Origin of the sequence: Amycolatopsis sp. cmx-8-4 (assembly GCF_046548675.1) — a bacterium.
Lineage (GTDB): Bacteria > Actinomycetota > Actinomycetes > Mycobacteriales > Pseudonocardiaceae > Amycolatopsis.
The window spans coordinates 393173-410479 of record NZ_JAEBDZ010000005.1; the positions used below are offsets into that span (position 1 = coordinate 393173).

The 17307-nt window shown below is 71.1% G+C and carries 17 protein-coding genes; 10 read left to right on the forward strand and 7 right to left on the reverse strand.

Going from position 1 to position 17307, the window contains the following annotated elements; genetic code table 11:
* Nucleotides 1–18: 18 nt before the first annotated feature.
* Together ACLJQZ_RS13435 and ACLJQZ_RS13440 are read left to right on the forward strand one after the other, a co-directional pair.
* The gene (locus ACLJQZ_RS13435) at nucleotides 19–624 is read left to right on the forward strand and encodes a TetR/AcrR family transcriptional regulator (protein WP_410620331.1); all 606 of its coding nucleotides are present in this window, start codon (nucleotides 19–21) and stop codon (nucleotides 622–624) included.
* Nucleotides 617–1771 carry an acetyl-CoA C-acetyltransferase gene (locus tag ACLJQZ_RS13440; protein ID WP_410620332.1) on the forward strand — a complete coding sequence of 385 codons (1155 nt, stop codon included), beginning with the start codon at nucleotides 617–619 and terminating at the stop codon, nucleotides 1769–1771. Before ACLJQZ_RS13435 ends, ACLJQZ_RS13440 begins: the two co-directional genes overlap by 8 nt.
* Before the next feature lie 531 nt (nucleotides 1772–2302).
* On the opposite strand, the gene ACLJQZ_RS13445 is transcribed toward ACLJQZ_RS13440, so the two are convergent.
* From ACLJQZ_RS13445 to ACLJQZ_RS13465, 5 genes are read right to left on the reverse strand one after another with little or no spacing between them, the layout of a single operon-like run.
* Nucleotides 2303–3745 (reverse strand): NAD(P)/FAD-dependent oxidoreductase, encoded by a 1443-nt coding sequence (locus ACLJQZ_RS13445; protein WP_410620333.1) that lies wholly within the window; start codon nucleotides 3743–3745, stop codon nucleotides 2303–2305.
* Nucleotides 3738–3968, reverse strand: a complete 231-nt coding sequence (locus ACLJQZ_RS13450; RefSeq protein WP_247063377.1) for a ferredoxin — start codon at nucleotides 3966–3968, stop codon at nucleotides 3738–3740. Before ACLJQZ_RS13450 ends, ACLJQZ_RS13445 begins: the two co-directional genes overlap by 8 nt.
* 1 nt (nucleotide 3969) lies before the next feature.
* Nucleotides 3970–4587 (reverse strand): hypothetical protein, encoded by a 618-nt coding sequence (locus ACLJQZ_RS13455; RefSeq protein WP_410620334.1) that lies wholly within the window; start codon nucleotides 4585–4587, stop codon nucleotides 3970–3972.
* Nucleotides 4580–5380, reverse strand: a complete 801-nt coding sequence (locus tag ACLJQZ_RS13460; RefSeq protein ID WP_410620335.1) for a DUF4142 domain-containing protein — start codon at nucleotides 5378–5380, stop codon at nucleotides 4580–4582. The genes ACLJQZ_RS13455 and ACLJQZ_RS13460 overlap by 8 nt, the downstream gene beginning before the upstream one ends.
* A complete protein-coding gene (locus ACLJQZ_RS13465; protein WP_247063380.1) occupies nucleotides 5364–5957 on the reverse strand; it encodes a hypothetical protein in 594 nt (197 codons plus the stop codon). Before ACLJQZ_RS13465 ends, ACLJQZ_RS13460 begins: the two co-directional genes overlap by 17 nt.
* Before the next feature lie 230 nt (nucleotides 5958–6187).
* Between ACLJQZ_RS13465 and ACLJQZ_RS13470 the strand changes: the two genes are divergently transcribed.
* From ACLJQZ_RS13470 to ACLJQZ_RS13485, 4 genes are all read left to right on the forward strand, one after another.
* Nucleotides 6188–6751: a sigma-70 family RNA polymerase sigma factor gene (locus tag ACLJQZ_RS13470; RefSeq protein ID WP_410620336.1), complete on the forward strand. Its 564-nt coding sequence runs from the start codon at nucleotides 6188–6190 to the stop codon at nucleotides 6749–6751.
* A 6-nt stretch (nucleotides 6752–6757) separates the two neighbouring features.
* A complete protein-coding gene (locus ACLJQZ_RS13475; protein WP_247063382.1) occupies nucleotides 6758–7552 on the forward strand; it encodes a zf-HC2 domain-containing protein in 795 nt (264 codons plus the stop codon).
* 338 nt (nucleotides 7553–7890) lie between these two features.
* Nucleotides 7891–9393, forward strand: a complete 1503-nt coding sequence (locus ACLJQZ_RS13480; RefSeq protein ID WP_410620337.1) for a DUF1996 domain-containing protein — start codon at nucleotides 7891–7893, stop codon at nucleotides 9391–9393.
* Nucleotides 9394–9439: 46 nt separating this feature from the next.
* Nucleotides 9440–10402: an SCO0930 family lipoprotein gene (locus tag ACLJQZ_RS13485; RefSeq protein WP_410620338.1), complete on the forward strand. Its 963-nt coding sequence runs from the start codon at nucleotides 9440–9442 to the stop codon at nucleotides 10400–10402.
* A 584-nt stretch (nucleotides 10403–10986) separates the two neighbouring features.
* On the opposite strand, the gene ACLJQZ_RS13490 is transcribed toward ACLJQZ_RS13485, so the two are convergent.
* Nucleotides 10987–12033, reverse strand: coding sequence for an Lrp/AsnC family transcriptional regulator (locus tag ACLJQZ_RS13490; protein WP_410620339.1), 1047 nt, complete (start codon nucleotides 12031–12033; stop codon nucleotides 10987–10989).
* A 68-nt stretch (nucleotides 12034–12101) separates the two neighbouring features.
* Between ACLJQZ_RS13490 and ACLJQZ_RS13495 the strand changes: the two genes are divergently transcribed.
* The 4 genes from ACLJQZ_RS13495 to ACLJQZ_RS13510 are packed head-to-tail and all read left to right on the forward strand — an operon-like array spanning nucleotide 12102 to nucleotide 16111.
* Nucleotides 12102–13295 (forward strand): M20 metallopeptidase family protein, encoded by a 1194-nt coding sequence (locus tag ACLJQZ_RS13495; RefSeq protein WP_410620340.1) that lies wholly within the window; start codon nucleotides 12102–12104, stop codon nucleotides 13293–13295.
* 4 nt (nucleotides 13296–13299) lie between these two features.
* Nucleotides 13300–13503, forward strand: a complete 204-nt coding sequence (locus ACLJQZ_RS13500; protein WP_247063390.1) for a hypothetical protein — start codon at nucleotides 13300–13302, stop codon at nucleotides 13501–13503.
* Entirely contained in the window at nucleotides 13500–14912 is a 1413-nt protein-coding gene (locus ACLJQZ_RS13505) for a sodium:solute symporter family protein (RefSeq protein ID WP_410620341.1), read from the forward strand. The genes ACLJQZ_RS13500 and ACLJQZ_RS13505 overlap by 4 nt, the downstream gene beginning before the upstream one ends.
* Entirely contained in the window at nucleotides 14909–16111 is a 1203-nt protein-coding gene (locus ACLJQZ_RS13510; protein WP_410620342.1) for an amidohydrolase family protein, read from the forward strand. The genes ACLJQZ_RS13505 and ACLJQZ_RS13510 overlap by 4 nt, the downstream gene beginning before the upstream one ends.
* 394 nt (nucleotides 16112–16505) lie before the next feature.
* Here ACLJQZ_RS13510 and ACLJQZ_RS13515 read toward each other — a convergent pair whose 3' ends face one another.
* On the reverse strand, nucleotides 16506–17306 hold the full coding sequence (locus ACLJQZ_RS13515) for an alpha/beta fold hydrolase (protein ID WP_410620343.1): 801 nt from the start codon (nucleotides 17304–17306) through the stop codon (nucleotides 16506–16508).
* Between the last annotated feature and the right edge of the window lies 1 nt (nucleotide 17307).

The following is a 17307-nucleotide window of genomic DNA, read 5'->3' on the forward strand; positions in this document are numbered from 1 at the left end:
TTTTCCCGCGGAGGAGAAATGAACACTGTGAAGAACAGCCGCCGTGCGGAGCTGCTGGACCTGGCCGCGCGGCTGTTCGCCGAGCGCGGGTACGTGTCCACCACCGTGCGCGACATCGCCGACGCCGCCGGCATCCTCTCGGGCAGCCTCTACCACCACTTCGACTCCAAGGAGTCGATGGCCGACGAGATCCTCACCGGCTTCCTCGACGAGCTGTTCGGCTCCTACGCCGAGATCGTCGCCCAGGGGCTCGGCCCGCGCGAGACGCTCGAAGCGGTCGTCGTGGCGTCGTTCGACTCGATCCACCGGCGCCCGGCGCAGGTCGCGATCTACCAGAACGAGGCCAAGCACCTCATGCAGCTGCCGCGGTTCGCCTACCTCAACGACCGCAACGCCGAGTTCCGCAAGCTGTGGAACGGCATCCTCACCGACGGCGTGGCGGACGGCATCTTCCGGGCGGACCTCGACGTCGAGCTGACCTACCGCTTCATCCGCGACACGGTGTGGGTGGCCGTGCGCTGGTACAACCCCGACGGCGCGCTCACCGCGCAGGACGTCGCGGAGCAGTACCTCGGGATCCTGCTCGACGGCATCGGAACGAACAAGCGGAGGCGGCGTGGCTGAAGCGTATGTCCTGGACGCGGTGCGGACGCCGGTCGGCAAGCGCGGCGGAGCGCTGAGCGCGGTCCACCCGGCCGACCTCGGCGCGCACGTGATCCGCGCGGTCGTCGAGCGCACCGGCGTCGACCCGGAACTGGTGGAAGACGTCATCTTCGGCTGCGTCGACACCCTGGGCCCGCAGGCCGGCAACGTCGCGCGGACGTCGTGGCTGGCGGCCGGCTACCCGCAGCACGTGCCGGGGGTGACCGTCGACCGGCAGTGCGGCTCGAGCCAGCAGGCGGTGCACTTCGCGGCGCAGGCCGTGCTGAGCGGCACGGCGGACCTGGTGCTGGCCGGTGGCGTGCAGAACATGAGCGCCGTCCCGATCGGCGCGGCGATGCTCGCCGGGCGCGAATACGGGTTCGAGGATCCGTTTTCCGGCTCGAAAGGCTGGCAGGAACGCTACGGCGCGAATGAGGTGTCGCAGTTCCGCAGCGCGGACATGATCGCCGGGCACTGGGACATTTCCCGCGTCGCGATGGAGGAATTCGCGCTGCGGAGTCACCAGCTCGCGGCGGCGGCGTCCGACGGCGGATTGTTCGACGACGAAATAGCGCCCTACGAAGAATTCGGCAAGGACGAAGGACCGCGCCGCGACACTTCCCTGGAACGGATGGCGGGACTGAAACCGCTGTCGCCGGAATCGCGCATCACGGCGGCGGTGGCGAGCCAGCTCTCGGACGGCGCGAGCGCGACGCTCATCGCGTCCGAGTCATTCGTGCGCGACCACGGGTGTGCGCCGATGGCCCGCATCCACCACCTGTCGGTCCGCGCGGCGGACCCGGTCTGGATGCTCACCGGCCCGATCCCGGCGACCGCGCACGCGTTGCGTCGCACCGGGTTGACGATCGGTGACATCGATCTTTTCGAAGTGAACGAGGCGTTCGCGAGCGTGGTCCTCGCGTGGATCGACGAGATGGGCGCCGACCCGTCCCGGGTGAACGTCAACGGCGGTGCGATCGCGCTGGGCCATCCGATCGGCGCGTCGGGCACGAAGCTGTTCGCGACGCTGGTCCACGAACTGAAGCGCCGCGGCGGCCGCTACGGGCTGCAGACGATGTGCGAAGGCGGCGGCACGGCCAACGTGACCATCGTCGAAAACCTGACCTGACGCGGGTCCCGTACGCCCCAATGTGGCGTTGGGTGCATCTGACGCACCCAATGTGGCGTTCGGTGCGTCCAACGCACCGAACGCCACATTGGGGCGTTCGGGGAGCGGCGGGAGTGCCGGACCTGACGGCCCCACGCACAGCGAAGGCCGGTTCGAGGGTTCCCGTTCCCTCGAACCGGCCCTGGCCGGTGCAACCCCGATTGTGCACTCAGTCCCCGTGAAGACCTTCACGCCGGCATACCCTTCCGGGCGGGAAGGCCTTCACGAGGCACACGCCCCGGCAGCGGACCGCCGTGGCGCACGACCCCGGACCCCCGTCCGGCGAGCCGGAAGAAGGCCATCTCGAGGGGTGTCGGGTTCCCTCGGGATGGCCCTCTCCTGGCCCGCCGGACGCTCGGCCCGAGTCCGGGCGCGAGGCGGGCAGGGGGACGCTGTTGTGGGGGCCGGTCACCACGCCACCCAGCCGCGGAGGGTGTGTGGTGACCGGCCGAGGGGCGAGGGCCGCCGCGCGCAGCCTCGCCCCCGTCTTGGTTACCTCCCCATCGGGATGGCCATCGTCGGCAGCGCTTCCGCCGGCAGCGACTGCGCGGCGAACGCCGTCGTGGGGGGCGCGGGCAGGGACTGCGCGGCGAACGCGGTCGTCGGGATGTTGTTCGCGAACTCGCTCTCGAACTCGCGCTCGAAGGCCTGGGCGTCGAAGCCGCTCTCGAACTCCGGCGGCACCTCGGCCGCCAGTGCCGCGATCGACGGTTCGACCACCGGGACCTCGGCCACCGCGGGAGCGGGCTCCGGCTCCGGGACGAAGTCCGGGGCGGGAAGGCGGCGGTCCAGCTCGGCCATCCAGTCGAGCATGGCCCGCGGCTTGTCCCACGACGAGACGCCGACGAGCCGGCCGTCGCGGATGAAGCCGGTGATGCCGTCGGCCAGCGTCACGGTGTCTTCGGCCAGCGAAGGCATGCCGCACATCTGCAGCCGCGTGTCGTACAGCGTCGACCACGCCCGGGGGAGCGGGGTGAACGGCTTGGCGCTCGACTGGCCCAGCAGCAGGTTGTCCGCCGCGTGCCGGGCCGACTCGACGGCGTTGATCCAGTGCTCGACCCGCCGCGGGGTCTCGTCGAAACGCAGGTTCGGCCAGCGCGCGATGTCACCGGCGATGACGACGTCGGACGCGCCCTCGGCGAACAGCTTCGAGTCACAGAGCACGCCGTCGCTGATGTCGAGGCCGGAGCCGCGCATCCAGTCGACCGACGGGACACTGCCGATGGCGAGCACGACGACGCTGGCGACCAGCAGCTGGTTGTTCGTCAGGTGCAGCCCGACGGTGTCCTTCGTGCTGATCCAGTGCCGCACTTCGCTCTTCATCGACAGTTTCGCGCGGTGCTCGTGGTGCGCCTCGACGACGCCGCTCGAGACGCGGTCGCCGAAGCGGTGCAGGGGCGCCTTCGCGTGGCCGATCAGCGTGACGTCCCGGCCGATGTGCCGCATGCTCGCGGCGAACTCGTTGCCGATCAGGCCGGCGCCGATCACGACGGCCGGCTTCTTGCTGGCGTTGAGGCAGCGCCGCACCGCCATCGAGTCCTCGACCGTGCGCAGGATCCGCACGCGCGGGTCGTGCCGCGGCGACCCGGGCAGGTGCCGCGGGTAGACGCCGGTCGCGGCGATCAGGCCGTCGTACCAGAGGGATTCGCCGCCGGGCAGGTGCACGACCCGCTCGGTGGTGTCGAGGTGCGTCACGCGCGCGCCGAGGCGCCAGTGCACGTCCAGGTCCGGCAGGTAGTGCGAAAGGCCCACGTCGCTGGGCCGTTCGGTGCCCATCACCAAGGCCTTGGAGACCATCGGCCGGTGGTAGGGGCGCCGGGCCTCGTCGCCGATGAGCACGATCTCGCCGTCGAAGTTCTGTTCCCGCAGTCGTTCCGCGGCGCGCAACCCCGCGACACCCGCACCGACGATGACGATCCGGTCGCCGTCAGCCATCGAGGTCCCCTCTCATCACGACCGCCTGCATCGGGCAGCAGCGAGCGGCCATCTTCGCCTGTTCCATGGTGGTTTCGTCCAGCAGCCGCGTGCGGAAGCGCAGCCGGCCGTCCTGGCCGAGATCGAACACGTCCGGCGCCTCCATGGCGCAGATGCCGTAGAGCTCGCACCGGTCGTTGTCGACGCTGATCCGGGGCCCGCCACCGGGCAAACGGAGCGGCATGTCAAGCCACCTGCTCTTCCACGAGTCCGATGCGTTCGAGGGTGCGGGCCGGCATGAACCGCAGCAGCGACAGCGTCGCGGCCGGGATGAGCAGCGTGATGCCGCCCAGCCAGACGACCGCGAGGTGGCCGTTGGCGATCGAGCCGAACCAGGCGTGCAACGCGGTCAGCGCGACGGCCGGGTAGGCGCAGCGGTGCAGCCACAGCCAGCGGCGGTAGGAGGTGAACCGCTGCAGGCCGGCGGTGAGCGCGATGGCCACCATGACCTCGAAACCGACGATGCCGATGCTGTGCCGGATCTCTTGGCCGGACAGGAACGGGAGGAACAGGTACTGCAGGCTGTAGGGCTGGATGGTCAGGTAGAAGAAGCCCAGCGCGTGGATGCCGCCGAAGATCAGCGTGCCGGTCGCGAGGACCAGGTGCGAGCTGCGCAGCGCCTTGCGGCCGGTGACCGAGCGCACCCAGCCCGTGGCGGTGAGCACGCCCCAGGTGAGGGTCAGCATCATCGCCGCGTAGGACGCCCGGGCCGCGAAAGCGGCGAGGCCGCGCGCCGCCGGGTCGGTCTTCGGCTGGAACTGCTGGGTGATCAGGATCGTCGCGTCGTGCCAGGTCTCAACCATGACTGCCCCCGGTTCTCACTCCGGCGGGCCGGGACGAGGTCCGGGCGCGGGCGCGGCCGCGGTTGCCCTTGATCTGGCGCAGCACGTAGAACAGGCCGCCACCGACCAGCAGGAACAGGGCCGCCACCACGGCGATCTGGGACGTGTCGAGGCCGAGGGAGGCCCCGGCGGGCGCCGCGGTGGTGGACACCGCGGGCTCGGGCAGGGCGGTGTAGTCGACCATCCCGGTGCTCTCGAGCATCGTCATGTGCCGCATCACGGCCTGGTTGCCGACGGTCGCGAACGCCCGCACGTCGTCGTTGCGGGTGCCGGCCCGCAGCTGCGCGAGGATGGCGAACACCTGGCCGTGCGCCGCGCGCAGCCGGTTGGTGAAGACGCGGTCGAACGCCGGGCCGGGGGCCGCGTTCATCTCTTCGAGCAGCCAGCCGCGCTGTTCGTCGGAGGGCTGGTCGGGCACCGGCGAGTTCAGCTTCGCCGACAGCGCGCGGGTCGCGACGTCGAGCCGGCCGTGATCCATCATGATCGCGAAGCCGACTTCCTTGACCAGCGGGCTGCCCTTCTGCATGGCCATCATGCCGGAGGGCATCTCCCACAGACCGGCTTGGCGGACCTTCGTCAGCAGCACCGAGTCGGTGGGGGAGACCGCCGTGGTCTGGGCGGTCGAGGCCGAGCCCGGCGCGAGCAGCGCCAGCACCGCGACCACCACGAACAGGATCCGGACCAGCGGCCGGGAGCGTTCGAGGTGCGACGGCGGGTCGAGCTCCAGCGCGGCGAACTCAGAGGCCGAACGCATTTTGCCTCCACTCGTCCTGGGTGAGCGTGATCTTCTTGCCGTCCGGCGCGATGGGGTACCACGCCTGCTCGGCGCCCTGGCCGGACGTGTCGGCGGGTTCGCTGTCGCCGGTGAAGTGGTAGAGCGGCCAGCCGGCGAGCGTGAGCTGCTGGCTGCCGTCGTCGCGGGTGAGCTGCCCGATCAGGGACGGGTCGACGTCGATCGGCGCCGGGCCGCCGACGTTGACCGGGATCCACTTGGTCGCGCAGGCGCCGGTGCAGTTGGACCGGGACGGGTCGGACGAGTCCCGGTCGTAGCGGTAGATCGTGTAGCCGGTTCCGTCGACGAGCATGAGCCCGAGGTCGAACGTCTTGGCGGCGCGGATCTGGCTCTTCGCGGGGTCGTTCGGGTTGGCCGTGATCGGCTGCGGCATGGCGAGGGTCATCGGGGCCTGCTGGCCGGGCATCTGCATGCCGGCGCCCCCACCTGCGGCGTAACCGCCGGAAGTGGTCGCGGCGCCGGCGGTGCAGGCGGTGAGCAGAGCGAGTGCGGTGAGGCACACGGCGGCGGGGACCACCGGTCGGGGAATGCGGATCACTGCTCCTCCGTGGGGCATGACTACGCGCTGTTGCCGGGGGTGCAACGAAAAAGCGCGCGGAAGATCCACTGTGGACGACTGGTCCGGGGTGGATGCGGAGCGTTGCGGGGGACAACGCCTTGTCGGGGGCCTTCGGTAGGGGATACGGACACGGTCCGGAAACGGTTCAAAAAACTTTCGGGCTCATTTGGTACTGGACTCCGGGCCTCCGGCACACCAGGATGTCCCGCGTGGGACGGCACACTCGAGCGCTGAGACCCGTCGAAGATCAAGAAGTCGTCGTTGTCGAGCCGAACGACGCCTCCGATGATCTGGCGAAGGCGCTCTACCAGGAGTTCGGTGGGTCCCTCATGGCGTTCGCGCTCCGGCTGACCGGCCACGACCGGCAGTGGGCCGAAGACGTCGTGCAGGAGACCCTGATCAAGGCGTGGCGGAACGCGGACAAGCTGGACCGCCGGCCGGAGATGCTGCGCGCGTGGTTGTTCACGGTGGCCCGGCGGACCGTCATCGACGGCTGGCGCAGCCGCAGCGTCCGTCCCCAGGAGCTCGAAGAGATCGAATCGGACGCGATCACGGTGTCCGACGAGTCGGACCGCACGCTCGCCGCGATGATCGTCTACGAGGCGCTGCAGGGGCTTTCGCCCGAGCAGCGGGAGGCCATCCAGCAGACCTACCTGCGCGATCGGACCGTGAACGAGGTCGCGGCGACCCTCGGCGTGCCCCCGGGCACCATCAAGTCCCGCATCCACCACGCCGTCCGCGCCCTGCGCCGAGCGTTGCGCGAGCGGGGGTGAGCTGAGGTGGCCGGGTCCGCACACACCGACGTCGCCGCGTACGTGCTTGGCGTCCTCAGTGAGGCCGAGAACAACCAGTTCGAAGCCCACCTGATGAACTGCCCCGACTGCCAGCTCGACCTGATCGAGCTGTACCAGCTGCCGGACGTGCTCGACCTCGTCAAGCGCAGCTGGCCCGAGCCCCCGATGCCCGCGCCCGGCCCGCGCACCCTCGCCCCCGGGCCCCGCGTGCTGCGCGGCCTGATGGAAGAGGCGTCCGTGAAACGGCGGCGCCGGCGCCGGGCCGGCATCATCGCCGGCACCGCGGCCGCCGCGCTCGTCATCGCCGGCCCGCTCGTGACGCTCGCCGTCCGGCCCGCCGACGCCGTCCCGCCCGCCTCCCTGTCCGCGCCGAGCGGCAAGCCGGCGTCCGCGGTGACGAGCGTCCCCGCGACGTCCACGCCACCGCCGTCCGCCGCGTCGACGAGCCGGCCGCCCGGTGGCGGCCAGACCTACGGCCGCGGCAGCGGCGGGTCCGCCGTCAACGCGCTCGTCACCGTCCTGCCCGTCGAGTGGGGCAGCCGGGTCGAGCTCGAGCTGCGCGGGATCGTCGGGCCGCTCAACTGCCAGCTGGTCGCCATCTCCGCCGCGGGCGAAGAGCGCGTCGTCACCGGCTGGTCGGTGCCGCCCAAGGGCTTCGGCATCCCCGGCTCACCCGAACCGCTGCGGCTGCAGGGGTCCACGTCGATGACGATGGACCAGATCGGCCGGTTCGAGGTCCGTGGTGAGGACGGCACCGTCCTCGTCATGGTGCAACGTTGAGACTGCAGTACTGAATCATTTTTCCGCCTGATCCCCGGTGACCTGGGTGAATGCTGTCCGGTTGCGCGGCGTTGGATAACGAAAAGATAACGGGCCGGTCGCTTTTGAACCTCACACCACCAGCGTCCGTATCCCCCAATGCATCCCCCGATGCACCCGATAGCCCCCGAGCCGGAACCGAGTGGCACCGGGCAGCGACGCCGGAACGCACGGCGGCAGGCCCCGGTCGGCACTTCCCCCGGGTTCCGCACCAATCACGACCTCAATTATCGGTAGTTCTTGCCCGGGCTGCCGCGCTGTTCGGCGCGCCCGGAATAACGAACGAGGTGAACTAGTCCATGCCCCGGAATTCTCGGTCCCCCGTGACGGGCAAGCATCGTGTTGCCCGTCGAACCAAGATCGCGATGGGCGCGCTCGGCCTGGCGATCGCCGTCGGCGCACTCGCCGTCGCGGTCTCGACGGGCCGCACGGGCGAGGCCAGCGCGGACCCCGCAGACCCGTCGTTCTTCATCGACATCAACAAGGTTCCCGCCGGCAACAACGTCAACGCGGCCTTGAAGAAGAAGGGTGCGCAGGGCTCCTTCACCGTCGACTGTGGAACGAACGCCGATGGCGCCCACCACAACCCGGACAACTTCATCGCCCAGCCCGGGATCAAGAACGGTGCGCAGCACCTGCACGACTACGTCGGCAACGTGACCACCGACGCCGACTCGAGCCTCAAGAGCCTGCTCGCCGGCGACACCACCTGCAAGAACGGCGACCAGTCCGCCTACTTCTGGCCGGTCATCCGCATCGACCGCGAGGACAACGCGGCGAACGAGAGCGAAAACCAGCAGGCCCAGCAGTCGCAGCAGGGCAAGACCGGCGACGTCCAGCAGGACCAGAGCGCGGCGGACGCCCAAGCCGCGGACGCCGCCGGACAGGGCCAGGACCAGGCGGCGGCCGACCCGAACGCGGCCGACCCCAACGCTGCGGATCCCAACGCTGCCGACCCGAACGCGGACCCCAGCGCGCAGGACCAGGCCACGCAGGACCCGAACGCGCAGGACCAGAACGGTCAGCAGAAGAAAAAGAACACCGGTGGCGGCGCGACGCGCGGTGACCAGAACGCCCAGCAGCAGGACGGTCAGAACCAGCAGCAGGGCCAGGACCGCCGGCGCGGCGGCCAGAACAACGGCGGCCAGAACAACAATGGCGGCGGCAAGAACCAGGGCGGCCAGAACGGCAACCAGAGCAGCAGCGCCGCGGCACCGCCGTCCGAGGTACTGGGCGGCCCCGAAGGCGCGAACGAAGAGGTCGGCGACAACGACGGCGAGATCGTCGAGCCCGAGTCCGCGACCCTGAAGTTCATCGGTGGCGGCGCGAAGAACGTCGTCGCGATGCCGCTCGGACTGAAGATCCTCTACGGTGACGCCAAGCAGAGCACCAACGGCCCGGCCAACGCCCGGCCCAGCTGGACCTGCACCGGGTTCGAGGACCGGCTGACCGACCTCTACCCGATCTGCCCGGCGGGCAGCAAGGTCGAGCGCATCCACGCCTTCCCGAACTGCTGGGACGGCAAGAACACCGACAGCGCGAACCACCGCACCCACGTGGTGTTCGCCGACCAGCAGGGCAAGTGCCCGCAGGGGTTCAAGAACATCCCGCAGCTGCAGGTGACGCTGGTCTACGACGTCCCGCAGGACGTCCAGCAGAACGGCCAGTACAAAGTGGACGCGTTCGCCCAAGAGAAGCACAACCCGCGCTCCGACCACGACGACTTCGGCAACGTGATGAGCAAGAAGATCATGAACCGCCTCGTCAACTGCGTCAACTCGGGCAAGGCCTGCGCGGAATAACGCTCCACCGTCTCCACCGGTCATCGCTCCAGGAAGGGTGAACGTCATGAACCGTGCTCGCCCGGTCGCTGCCGCTCTGCTCGCCGTCGCCGGCCTCGCGCTGGTCACGGCCTGCGGGACCAATCCGTACGCCACGTCCGGCAACGTTCAGCCGGCGGCACTCGGTCTCCAGCAGCAGCAGCCGGCGAGCACGGTTCCGGCCGGTGCCGGCCGAGTCCAGCTCGTCGCGTCCACAGTGGAGGGTCTCGGCACGGTCCTGGCCGACGCCGAAGGCCACACGCTCTACCGGTACGCGAAGGACAGCGCCAAGCCCGCGAAGGCCGTCTGCGACGGCGCGTGCGCGGAAACGTGGCCCCCGCTGGTCTCCGACGCCCCGGCGCTCGCCGCCGGCGTGGACGCGCAGCTCGTCGGCGAGGTCACCAGACCCGACGGGCAGCGGCAGGTGACCGTCGGCGGCTGGCCGGTCTACCGGTACGCCAAGGACACCGGCCGGGGCATCGCGCTCGGCCAGAACGTCAGCGCGGACTGGGCGGCGATCACCCCGACCGGCGGGAAGGCGGCCGGCCAGAGCGGCGCCCCGGCCACCGAACCCGCCAAGCCGACGACGATCGGTACCACCGACGTCGGCGGCCTCGGCCCGGTCCTCACCGACCAGGCGGGCGACACGCTCTACCTGTTCACCAAGGACGGCAAGGACTCCGGTGAGTCCACTTGCGACGGTGCCTGCGCGAAGACGTGGCCGCCGGTGCGGGTGGACGGCCGGATCACCGTCGCCGAGAGCGTCGACACCGGCCTCATCGGCCAGATCCGGCGCCCGGACGGCACCATGCAGGTGACCGTCGGCGGCTGGCCGGTCTACACCTACAGCAAGGACGGCGCGCCCGGCGAAGCCACCGGGCACGGCGTCGGGAACACCTGGTACGCCGTGGAACCCAGCGGCTGCAAGGTCGACCCGGCCCGCAAACCCGACGCCCAGCAGGTTGCGGCAGCGTCATCGGGCGGGTACTGACCCGCCCCACGATCCCCGGCCCGGCGAACACTTCCCTCCACCTCACCCCCCCCGTTCGCCGGGCCGGTAGCAGTACCCGGGACCACGGTCCCGGTCGTGAGTTCCGGCCCGGTGGGTGTTTCCCCTCCACCTCACCCCCCTTGCCCACCAGGCCGGGATTCCCTACCCCACAACGATCCCCGCGGATCAGACGAAGGAGGAAACGGCGGGTGCGGACCCCGCCCCTCGAGTTCCGGCCCGGCAGGCGACTTCCCTCCACCTCACCCCCCAACCTGCCGGCCCGGAACCCCCCAACTCCCCAGGTACGCGAGTCGACCCTCCAATCACGCGTGATGACTCTTCAATCACGCGAGATGCCCTTCCAGACACACGAGATCCCCTTCTGGACACGTGACTCACGTCCCCCATCACGCGAGTCACGTCCCCAGTCACGCGAGATCCGCTTCCGGTCACGCGCATCCGGCGTCGGAACTTCCACGCTCCGCCCGGATCCCGGTCCGGCGTCCGCCCCCTCGGTCGCCGGCCCCGAAGTCCCCGGTCCGGTGGATGCTTCCCTCCACCTCACCCCCCATCCCCGGACCGGCTCAGCTGCGGTCCCCGTGCTCCGGCACGGGGACCGCGGCCCAGAAGTCCAGCGGGACACGGCCGACGCCCCGGCCCGCGGAGTCGAGCAGCCGACCCATCAGCTTGACGCTCCGCAGCGTGACGGCCCGGCCGGCGATCTCCAGCCACGGCAGCTTCGCGGCCATCAGGCTCTCCAGCGCCACCGTGTCGTGCTGCGTCGGCAGCCACACCACCAGCATCAGGTTCGCCTCGCCGGACACCGCCGCGCACATCCGGACCTCCGGCAGCATGGCCAGCGACCGGGCCGTCGTCTCCAGCTTGTCCGGCGGGACCCGCAGCCACAGCGTCACGGTGACCGGCGCGGGTGACGCCGACCGCGCGATCTCGCACCGGACGCGGATCGCGCCCCGGGCCAGCAGCGCGTCCAGCCGGCGCCGCACGGTCGTCGCCCCGACGCTGAGCTCGGCCGCCAGCGCCGCCGCCGACACCCGCGCGTCGACGCCGAGCGCCAGGATCAGCGCCCGGTCGGCGTCGTCGAAGCGCAGCGGGGCGCGGTGGCGCACCGGCTTCGGCGTCAGCGCTTCCCGTTGCCCGGGGGAGATCGCCCGCACCCGCCACCGGCTGCCTTCGGTGAACATCCGCGGCGAGAGCACCGTCCGCACGCGCGTCACGCCCGGCACCGCCGTCACCCGGTCCAGCACGTGCGCGCCCAGCTCCCGCAACGTCGGCGCGACGACGTGGGCGAGCAGGTCGAACCGCCCCGCGAGGTACTCGACGGTGACGACGTGCACGTCGGCGGCCAGCACGTCGGCGACGCGCAGCGCCGCGCCGGGCGCGCAGTCGATCTCGACGAACGCCAGCGCGAGCTGCGCGGTGAGCTCCCCGCCCGCGTACGCGGTGAGCCACGCGTCCCCGCGTTCGACGAGGCCGTCCCAGCGCCGGGCGGCGGTCACCGCGCCCAGCCCGAGCGCGTTCCCGAGCGTCGACCACGACGCCCGCGGCGCCGCCTGCAGCGCGTCGACCAGTTTGAGGTCCTGCTCGTCCAACATGGCGGATTCTTCGCTCATCAGCCCTCGAAACGGTGGTTTTGAGGATTTTCTCCCGCCATTGTGCTCGACTCTCGCATGATCGGCGGATGACCCTGCGCTCCGACGCCGCCGTCCTGCTCGACGATCTGGTCGCTCTGCGCCGTGACCTGCACCGCATCCCCGAGATCGGCCTGCACCTGCCGCGCACGCAGGAGCGCGTCCTCGCCGCCCTCGACGGCCTCGACCTCGAACTGAGCGTCGGCAAGAACCTCTCGTCGATCACCGGCGTCCTGCGCGGCGGCAAACCCGGCGGGACCGTCCTGCTGCGCGGCGACATGGACGCGCTCCCGGTCACCGAGGCGACCGGCGAGGAGTTCAGCTCGACGCTCGACGGCGCCATGCACGCCTGCGGCCACGACCTCCACACCGCGGGCCTGGTCGGCGCGGCCCGGCTGCTCTGCGCCCGCAAAGCCGACCTGCCCGGTGACGTCGTGTTCATGTTCCAGCCCGGCGAAGAGGGCTGGGACGGCGCCGGCCACATGATCGAGGAAGGCGTCCTGACGGCGTCCGGCAAGCACGTCGACGCCGCGTACGGCCTGCACGTCTCGGCCGCGAGCTACGCGAAGGGCCAGTTCACCGCCCGCCCCGGCACGCTCATGGCGGCCTCCGGCGCGCTCGCCGTCTGGGTGCGGGGCGAGGGCGGCCACGGCTCGTCCCCGCAGGACGCGCGCGACCCGATCCCGGCCGCCTGCGAGATGGTGACCGCGCTGCAGACGATGGTGACGCGGGCCTTCGACGTCTTCGACCCGGTCGTCGTCACCGTCGGGACGTTCCACGCCGGCACCCGGCGCAACATCATCCCGGACGACGCGGTGTTCGAGGCGACGCTGCGGTCGTTCTCGCCGGAGACGGCGGCGCGCGTCGGCGACCGCGCCGTCCAGGTCTGCCGCGGCATCGCCGCCGCGCACGGCCTCGACATCGACGTCACCTTCGAGCCCGAATACCCGGCCACGGTCAACGACGCGGGCGCGTACGACTTCGTCGCGGCCACCATCCGCGACGTCTTCGGCGCGGAGCGGTTCACCGAGATGGCCGAACCGATCACCGGGTCGGAGGACTTCTCCCGCGTCCTCGAGCGCGTGCCCGGCGCGTACCTGTTCCTCGGCGCGTGCCCGACGGACCCGGCGACCGCGCCGGACAACCACTCGCCGCGCGCGCGGTTCGACGACAGCGTGCTCGGCGACGGCGCCGCGCTGCTGGCCGAGCTCGCCGTCCGCCGGCTCGCGCTCCTGGCCGGGTGACGCCGTGCGCCGCTACCACTGGCCGCCGCTGCTCCCGGTGCTCGCGCTGGTCCTGATGCCGTTCCTGCCGTTCGTCAACACGACCGGGCTGTGGCTCGGGCTGCCGCGGATGGTCGTGTGGGGCGCGTTCTGGTGCCTGATGTTCACCCCGGCGCTGCTGCTGTCGGAACGGCTGCTGCGCGCGGCGGGGGAGGAGGACGACGCGTGATCCTCACCTTCACCCTGGTGGGCATCGTCCTGATCGGCGTGCTCGGCTTCGTCGGCCGCCGCAAGCCCGTCGCCGACCTGGCGGAGTGGACCGTCGGCGGCCGGCGCTTCGGCGCCATGACCATGTGGTTCCTGCAGGCGGGGGAGGTGTTCACCACCTTCACCTTCCTCGGCATGGCCGGGCTCGCGTTCTCCGGCGGCGTCGCCGCGATGTACGCGCTGCCGTACGTGCCGATCGCCTACGTCGTGCTGTTCTTCCTGGCCAAGCGGCTGTGGACGATGGGGAGGGACCGCGGCTACCTCACCCAGGGCGACTTCCTCGAGGACCGCTACTCCAGCCGGGCACTCGGCACGCTGTCGGCGGTGCTCGGCGTCGTGTTCGTGCTGCCCTACCTGCAGCTGCAAATCACCGGGCTGGGCCTGATCGTCCGGCTGGTCACCGGCGACAACGCGTCCGGCACGCTCAGCATGGTGACCGGCAGCGTGCTGATCGTCGCGTTCGTGCTGTGGGCCGGGCTGCGCGGCGTCGCGGCGACGTCCTACTTCAAGGACGGCATCATGCTCGTCGCGCTGGTGGTGCTCATCATCGCCGTGCCGACGCACTTCGCGGGCGGGATTCCCGCGGTGTTCCACAAGATCGAGCAGCTGCACCCCGAGAAGCTGATCGTCCACAGTGGAGCGAACGACCACGTCTGGTTCATCACGAGCATGCTGGTCAGCGCCATCGGCGTCGGCCTGATGACGCTGCCGCACTCGTGGCCGGCGCTGATGTCGGCGCGCGACCCGAAGGTGCTGCGGCGCAACTACGCCTGGATGCCGGTGTACGAGCTGTGCCTGCTGCTGCCGATGGTCATCGGGTTCGCCGCGATCCTCGTGGTGCCCAAAGGGAGTGACCCGAACGGCGTACTGCTGACGCTGTCGAAGGACGCGTTGCCGGGCTGGGTGACGGGCATCGTCGTGGTCGCCGCGACGGCCACCGCGATGGTCCCGGCGGCCGGGATCCTGATCGGTATCTCGTCGCTGGTGGCGCGCAACATAGTCCGTGTCCGCAGTGGCCGCAAGCAGTTCTGGATCAACCACGGCACGGTTGTGGTCGCGAGTACTCTTGCCCTTGTGCTCGGCATCTTCCGGCCGGATCTGCTGGCCAACCTGCTGCTGCTCACTTATTCGGGGTCGGTCCAGCTGGCCCCGGCCAACCTGCTGGGCTTCTTCCGGCGCGTGCCGGTCGGCAAGGGCCCGGTGCTCGCCGGGCTGATCGCCGGCGAGCTCGTCGTCATCTGGCTGACCTTTGTGGACACTCACCTGGTCGGCACCGTCAACGTGGGCTTGGTCGGGCTCGGCGCGAACGTCGTCGTCCTCGCACTGGCCGCTCTGGTCCAACGACAGGCTTCTCCCCAGGAGGCGGCGTGACTCGCACGGTGTTCACCGGCGGTTCGGTGTTCGACGGCACCGGCTCGGACCCGGCGGCGGCCGACGTCGCCGTCGAGCACGGCCGGATCGTCGAAGTCGGGACGGACCTGGACGGCGACGAGGGCGTCGACTGCGCCGGCGCGGTGCTGCTGCCGGGGCTGTTCGACTGCCACGTGCACGTCACGGTGTCGGACATCGGGCTGCTGGCGCGGGTGCAGAAACCGTTTTCCTACCAGTTCTACGAGGCCGCGCGGAACCTGTGGGCGACACTCGGGCTGGGCATCACGACGGTCCGCGACGCGTCCGGCGCGGACCTCGGCATCAAGCAGGCGGTGGACGACGGCCTGATCCCGGGGCCGCGGCTGCAGATCTCGATCGGGCTGATCAGCCAGACCGGCGGCCACGGCGACGCGTGGAGCCCGTCCGGGATGTGCGTCCCGCTGCTGGTGCCGCACCCGGGCCGCCCGGACGCGACGGCCGACGGCCCCGACGAGATGCGCCGCGTCGCCCGGACGCTGCTGCGCGCGGGCGCGGACGTGCTGAAGGTGTGCACGACCGGCGGGGTGCTCTCGCCGCGTGACGACCCGCGGCACTCGCAGTTCACGCCGGAGGAGCTGGAGGTCCTGGTCGCCGAGGCGGCGATGCAGGGCCGGCCGGTGATGGCGCACGCCCAGGGTTCGGCGGGCATCAAGAACGCGGTCCGCGCGGGCGTCCGGTCGATCGAGCACGGCATCTACCTGGACGACGAGGCGATCGAGCTGATGCTCGGCCACGGCACGTGGCTGGTCCCCACGCTGATCGCCCCGGTGAACGTGGTCCGCGCGGCCGACGCGGGCGTCGACCTGCCCGCGGCGGTCGTCGCGAAGGCCCGCGAGGTGGTGGAGGCCCACCGCGACTCGGTGCGCCGCGCGTACGCGGCGGGCGTCCGCATCGCGATGGGCACGGACAGCGGCGTCGGCCCACACGGGACGAACCTGGAGGAGCTGGCCCTGATGGCGGCGTGCGGCATGACCCCGGGCGATGTCCTGGAGGCGACGACGTCGTCAGCGGCGCGGCTCATGGGCCTGGACGGCGAGCTGGGCCGCATCGAGGCCGGCCTGCGGGCGGACCTGGTGGTGGTGTCGGGGGACCCGTACGACTTCCCGGGGCTGGCTTCGAACATCCGCGAGGTCTGGAAGGACGGTACCCGGGTGGTCTGACGCCGTGTCGTCCCCCTGATCACGTGTGTCGTCCGTACGAGCACGCGTGTCGTCCGTCTGGTCACGGCAGATGCTCGGTCGCCGTGCGGCGTCGTCCACAGGCCGGGGCAGATGTGGACAACTCCGGCCGTGGAGGCCACGCGCGGCCGAATTGTCGTGCTCCGCCGATAGACTGGACCTGGGGACGCCCCCCCTAGGGAAGGGCGGGGGGCTGCCGAGGTCGGGCTTCGGAAAAGCAGATCCCGCCACCAGCCGCGAATGTGCCTGGACGGTCGGCTCGCGTACCCAGACAGTCGGCTCGCGTACCCGGAGGGTCGGCCGGCGTGCCTGGAGAGTCGGCTCGCGTGATCAGGGCGTCGGCTCGCGTGATCGGGGCGACGACACGGCGCGAAGGTCAGGCCGCGTCCGGGGCCAGCAGATCCCGCAACGCCGCGGCGAACTTCGCCGGGTTTCGCTGCGGTGCCAGGTGCGCTCCGGGCGTCTCCGTGAACGGCAAGCCCAGTTCCAGCGCCAGGATCTTCGCCGGCTGGTAGTGATACCGCCCCCGGCTTCCCTCGCCGGCCACCGGCAGGATCTCCGTGCTCGCCCGGCGCAGTGCGCGCAGGTCCGGCAGGTAGTCGAAGAACGGCGTCAGCTCGCGATCGAACAGCCGGATCCAGTCGGCCTCGTGGGGCAGGCGGATGTTGGGCAGGTTCGGCAGCGCCGCCCCGGCGATCGCGTCCGCGAACCGGGTCACCGCGCCGATCAGGTCACCCGAACGGGCCAACCGGACCTGCTCGGCCGCCGCGTCGAGCCAGCCGCTCGCGTCCGGCATCAGGTGCACCGCCGGGGGCTCGTGCGCGACCAGCGTCGTGACGCTGTCCGGGTGGCGGGCCACCAGGTCGAGGCCGATCAGGGCGCCCGCGCTCGAGCCGAACACCTGGGCCGGCGCGCCCGTCACGTGGTTCAGCACCGCCAGCGCGTCGTCGGCCTGCAGCGACACCGGGACCGGGCCCGTCGTGGTGTCCGTGCTGGCGAAGTGGCCGCGCCGGTCGTACGTGACGACCGTGAAGTGCTCGTACAGGTGCTTCGCCAGCGCCCGGTAGGCGTCACCCGATCCGGTGCCGCCCGCGATCAGCAGCAGCACCGGCCCCGCACCGCCGCGGCGGACCTGGAGCTCACCGTCCTCCACCGGGCAACGGCTTTCCGAGATCATG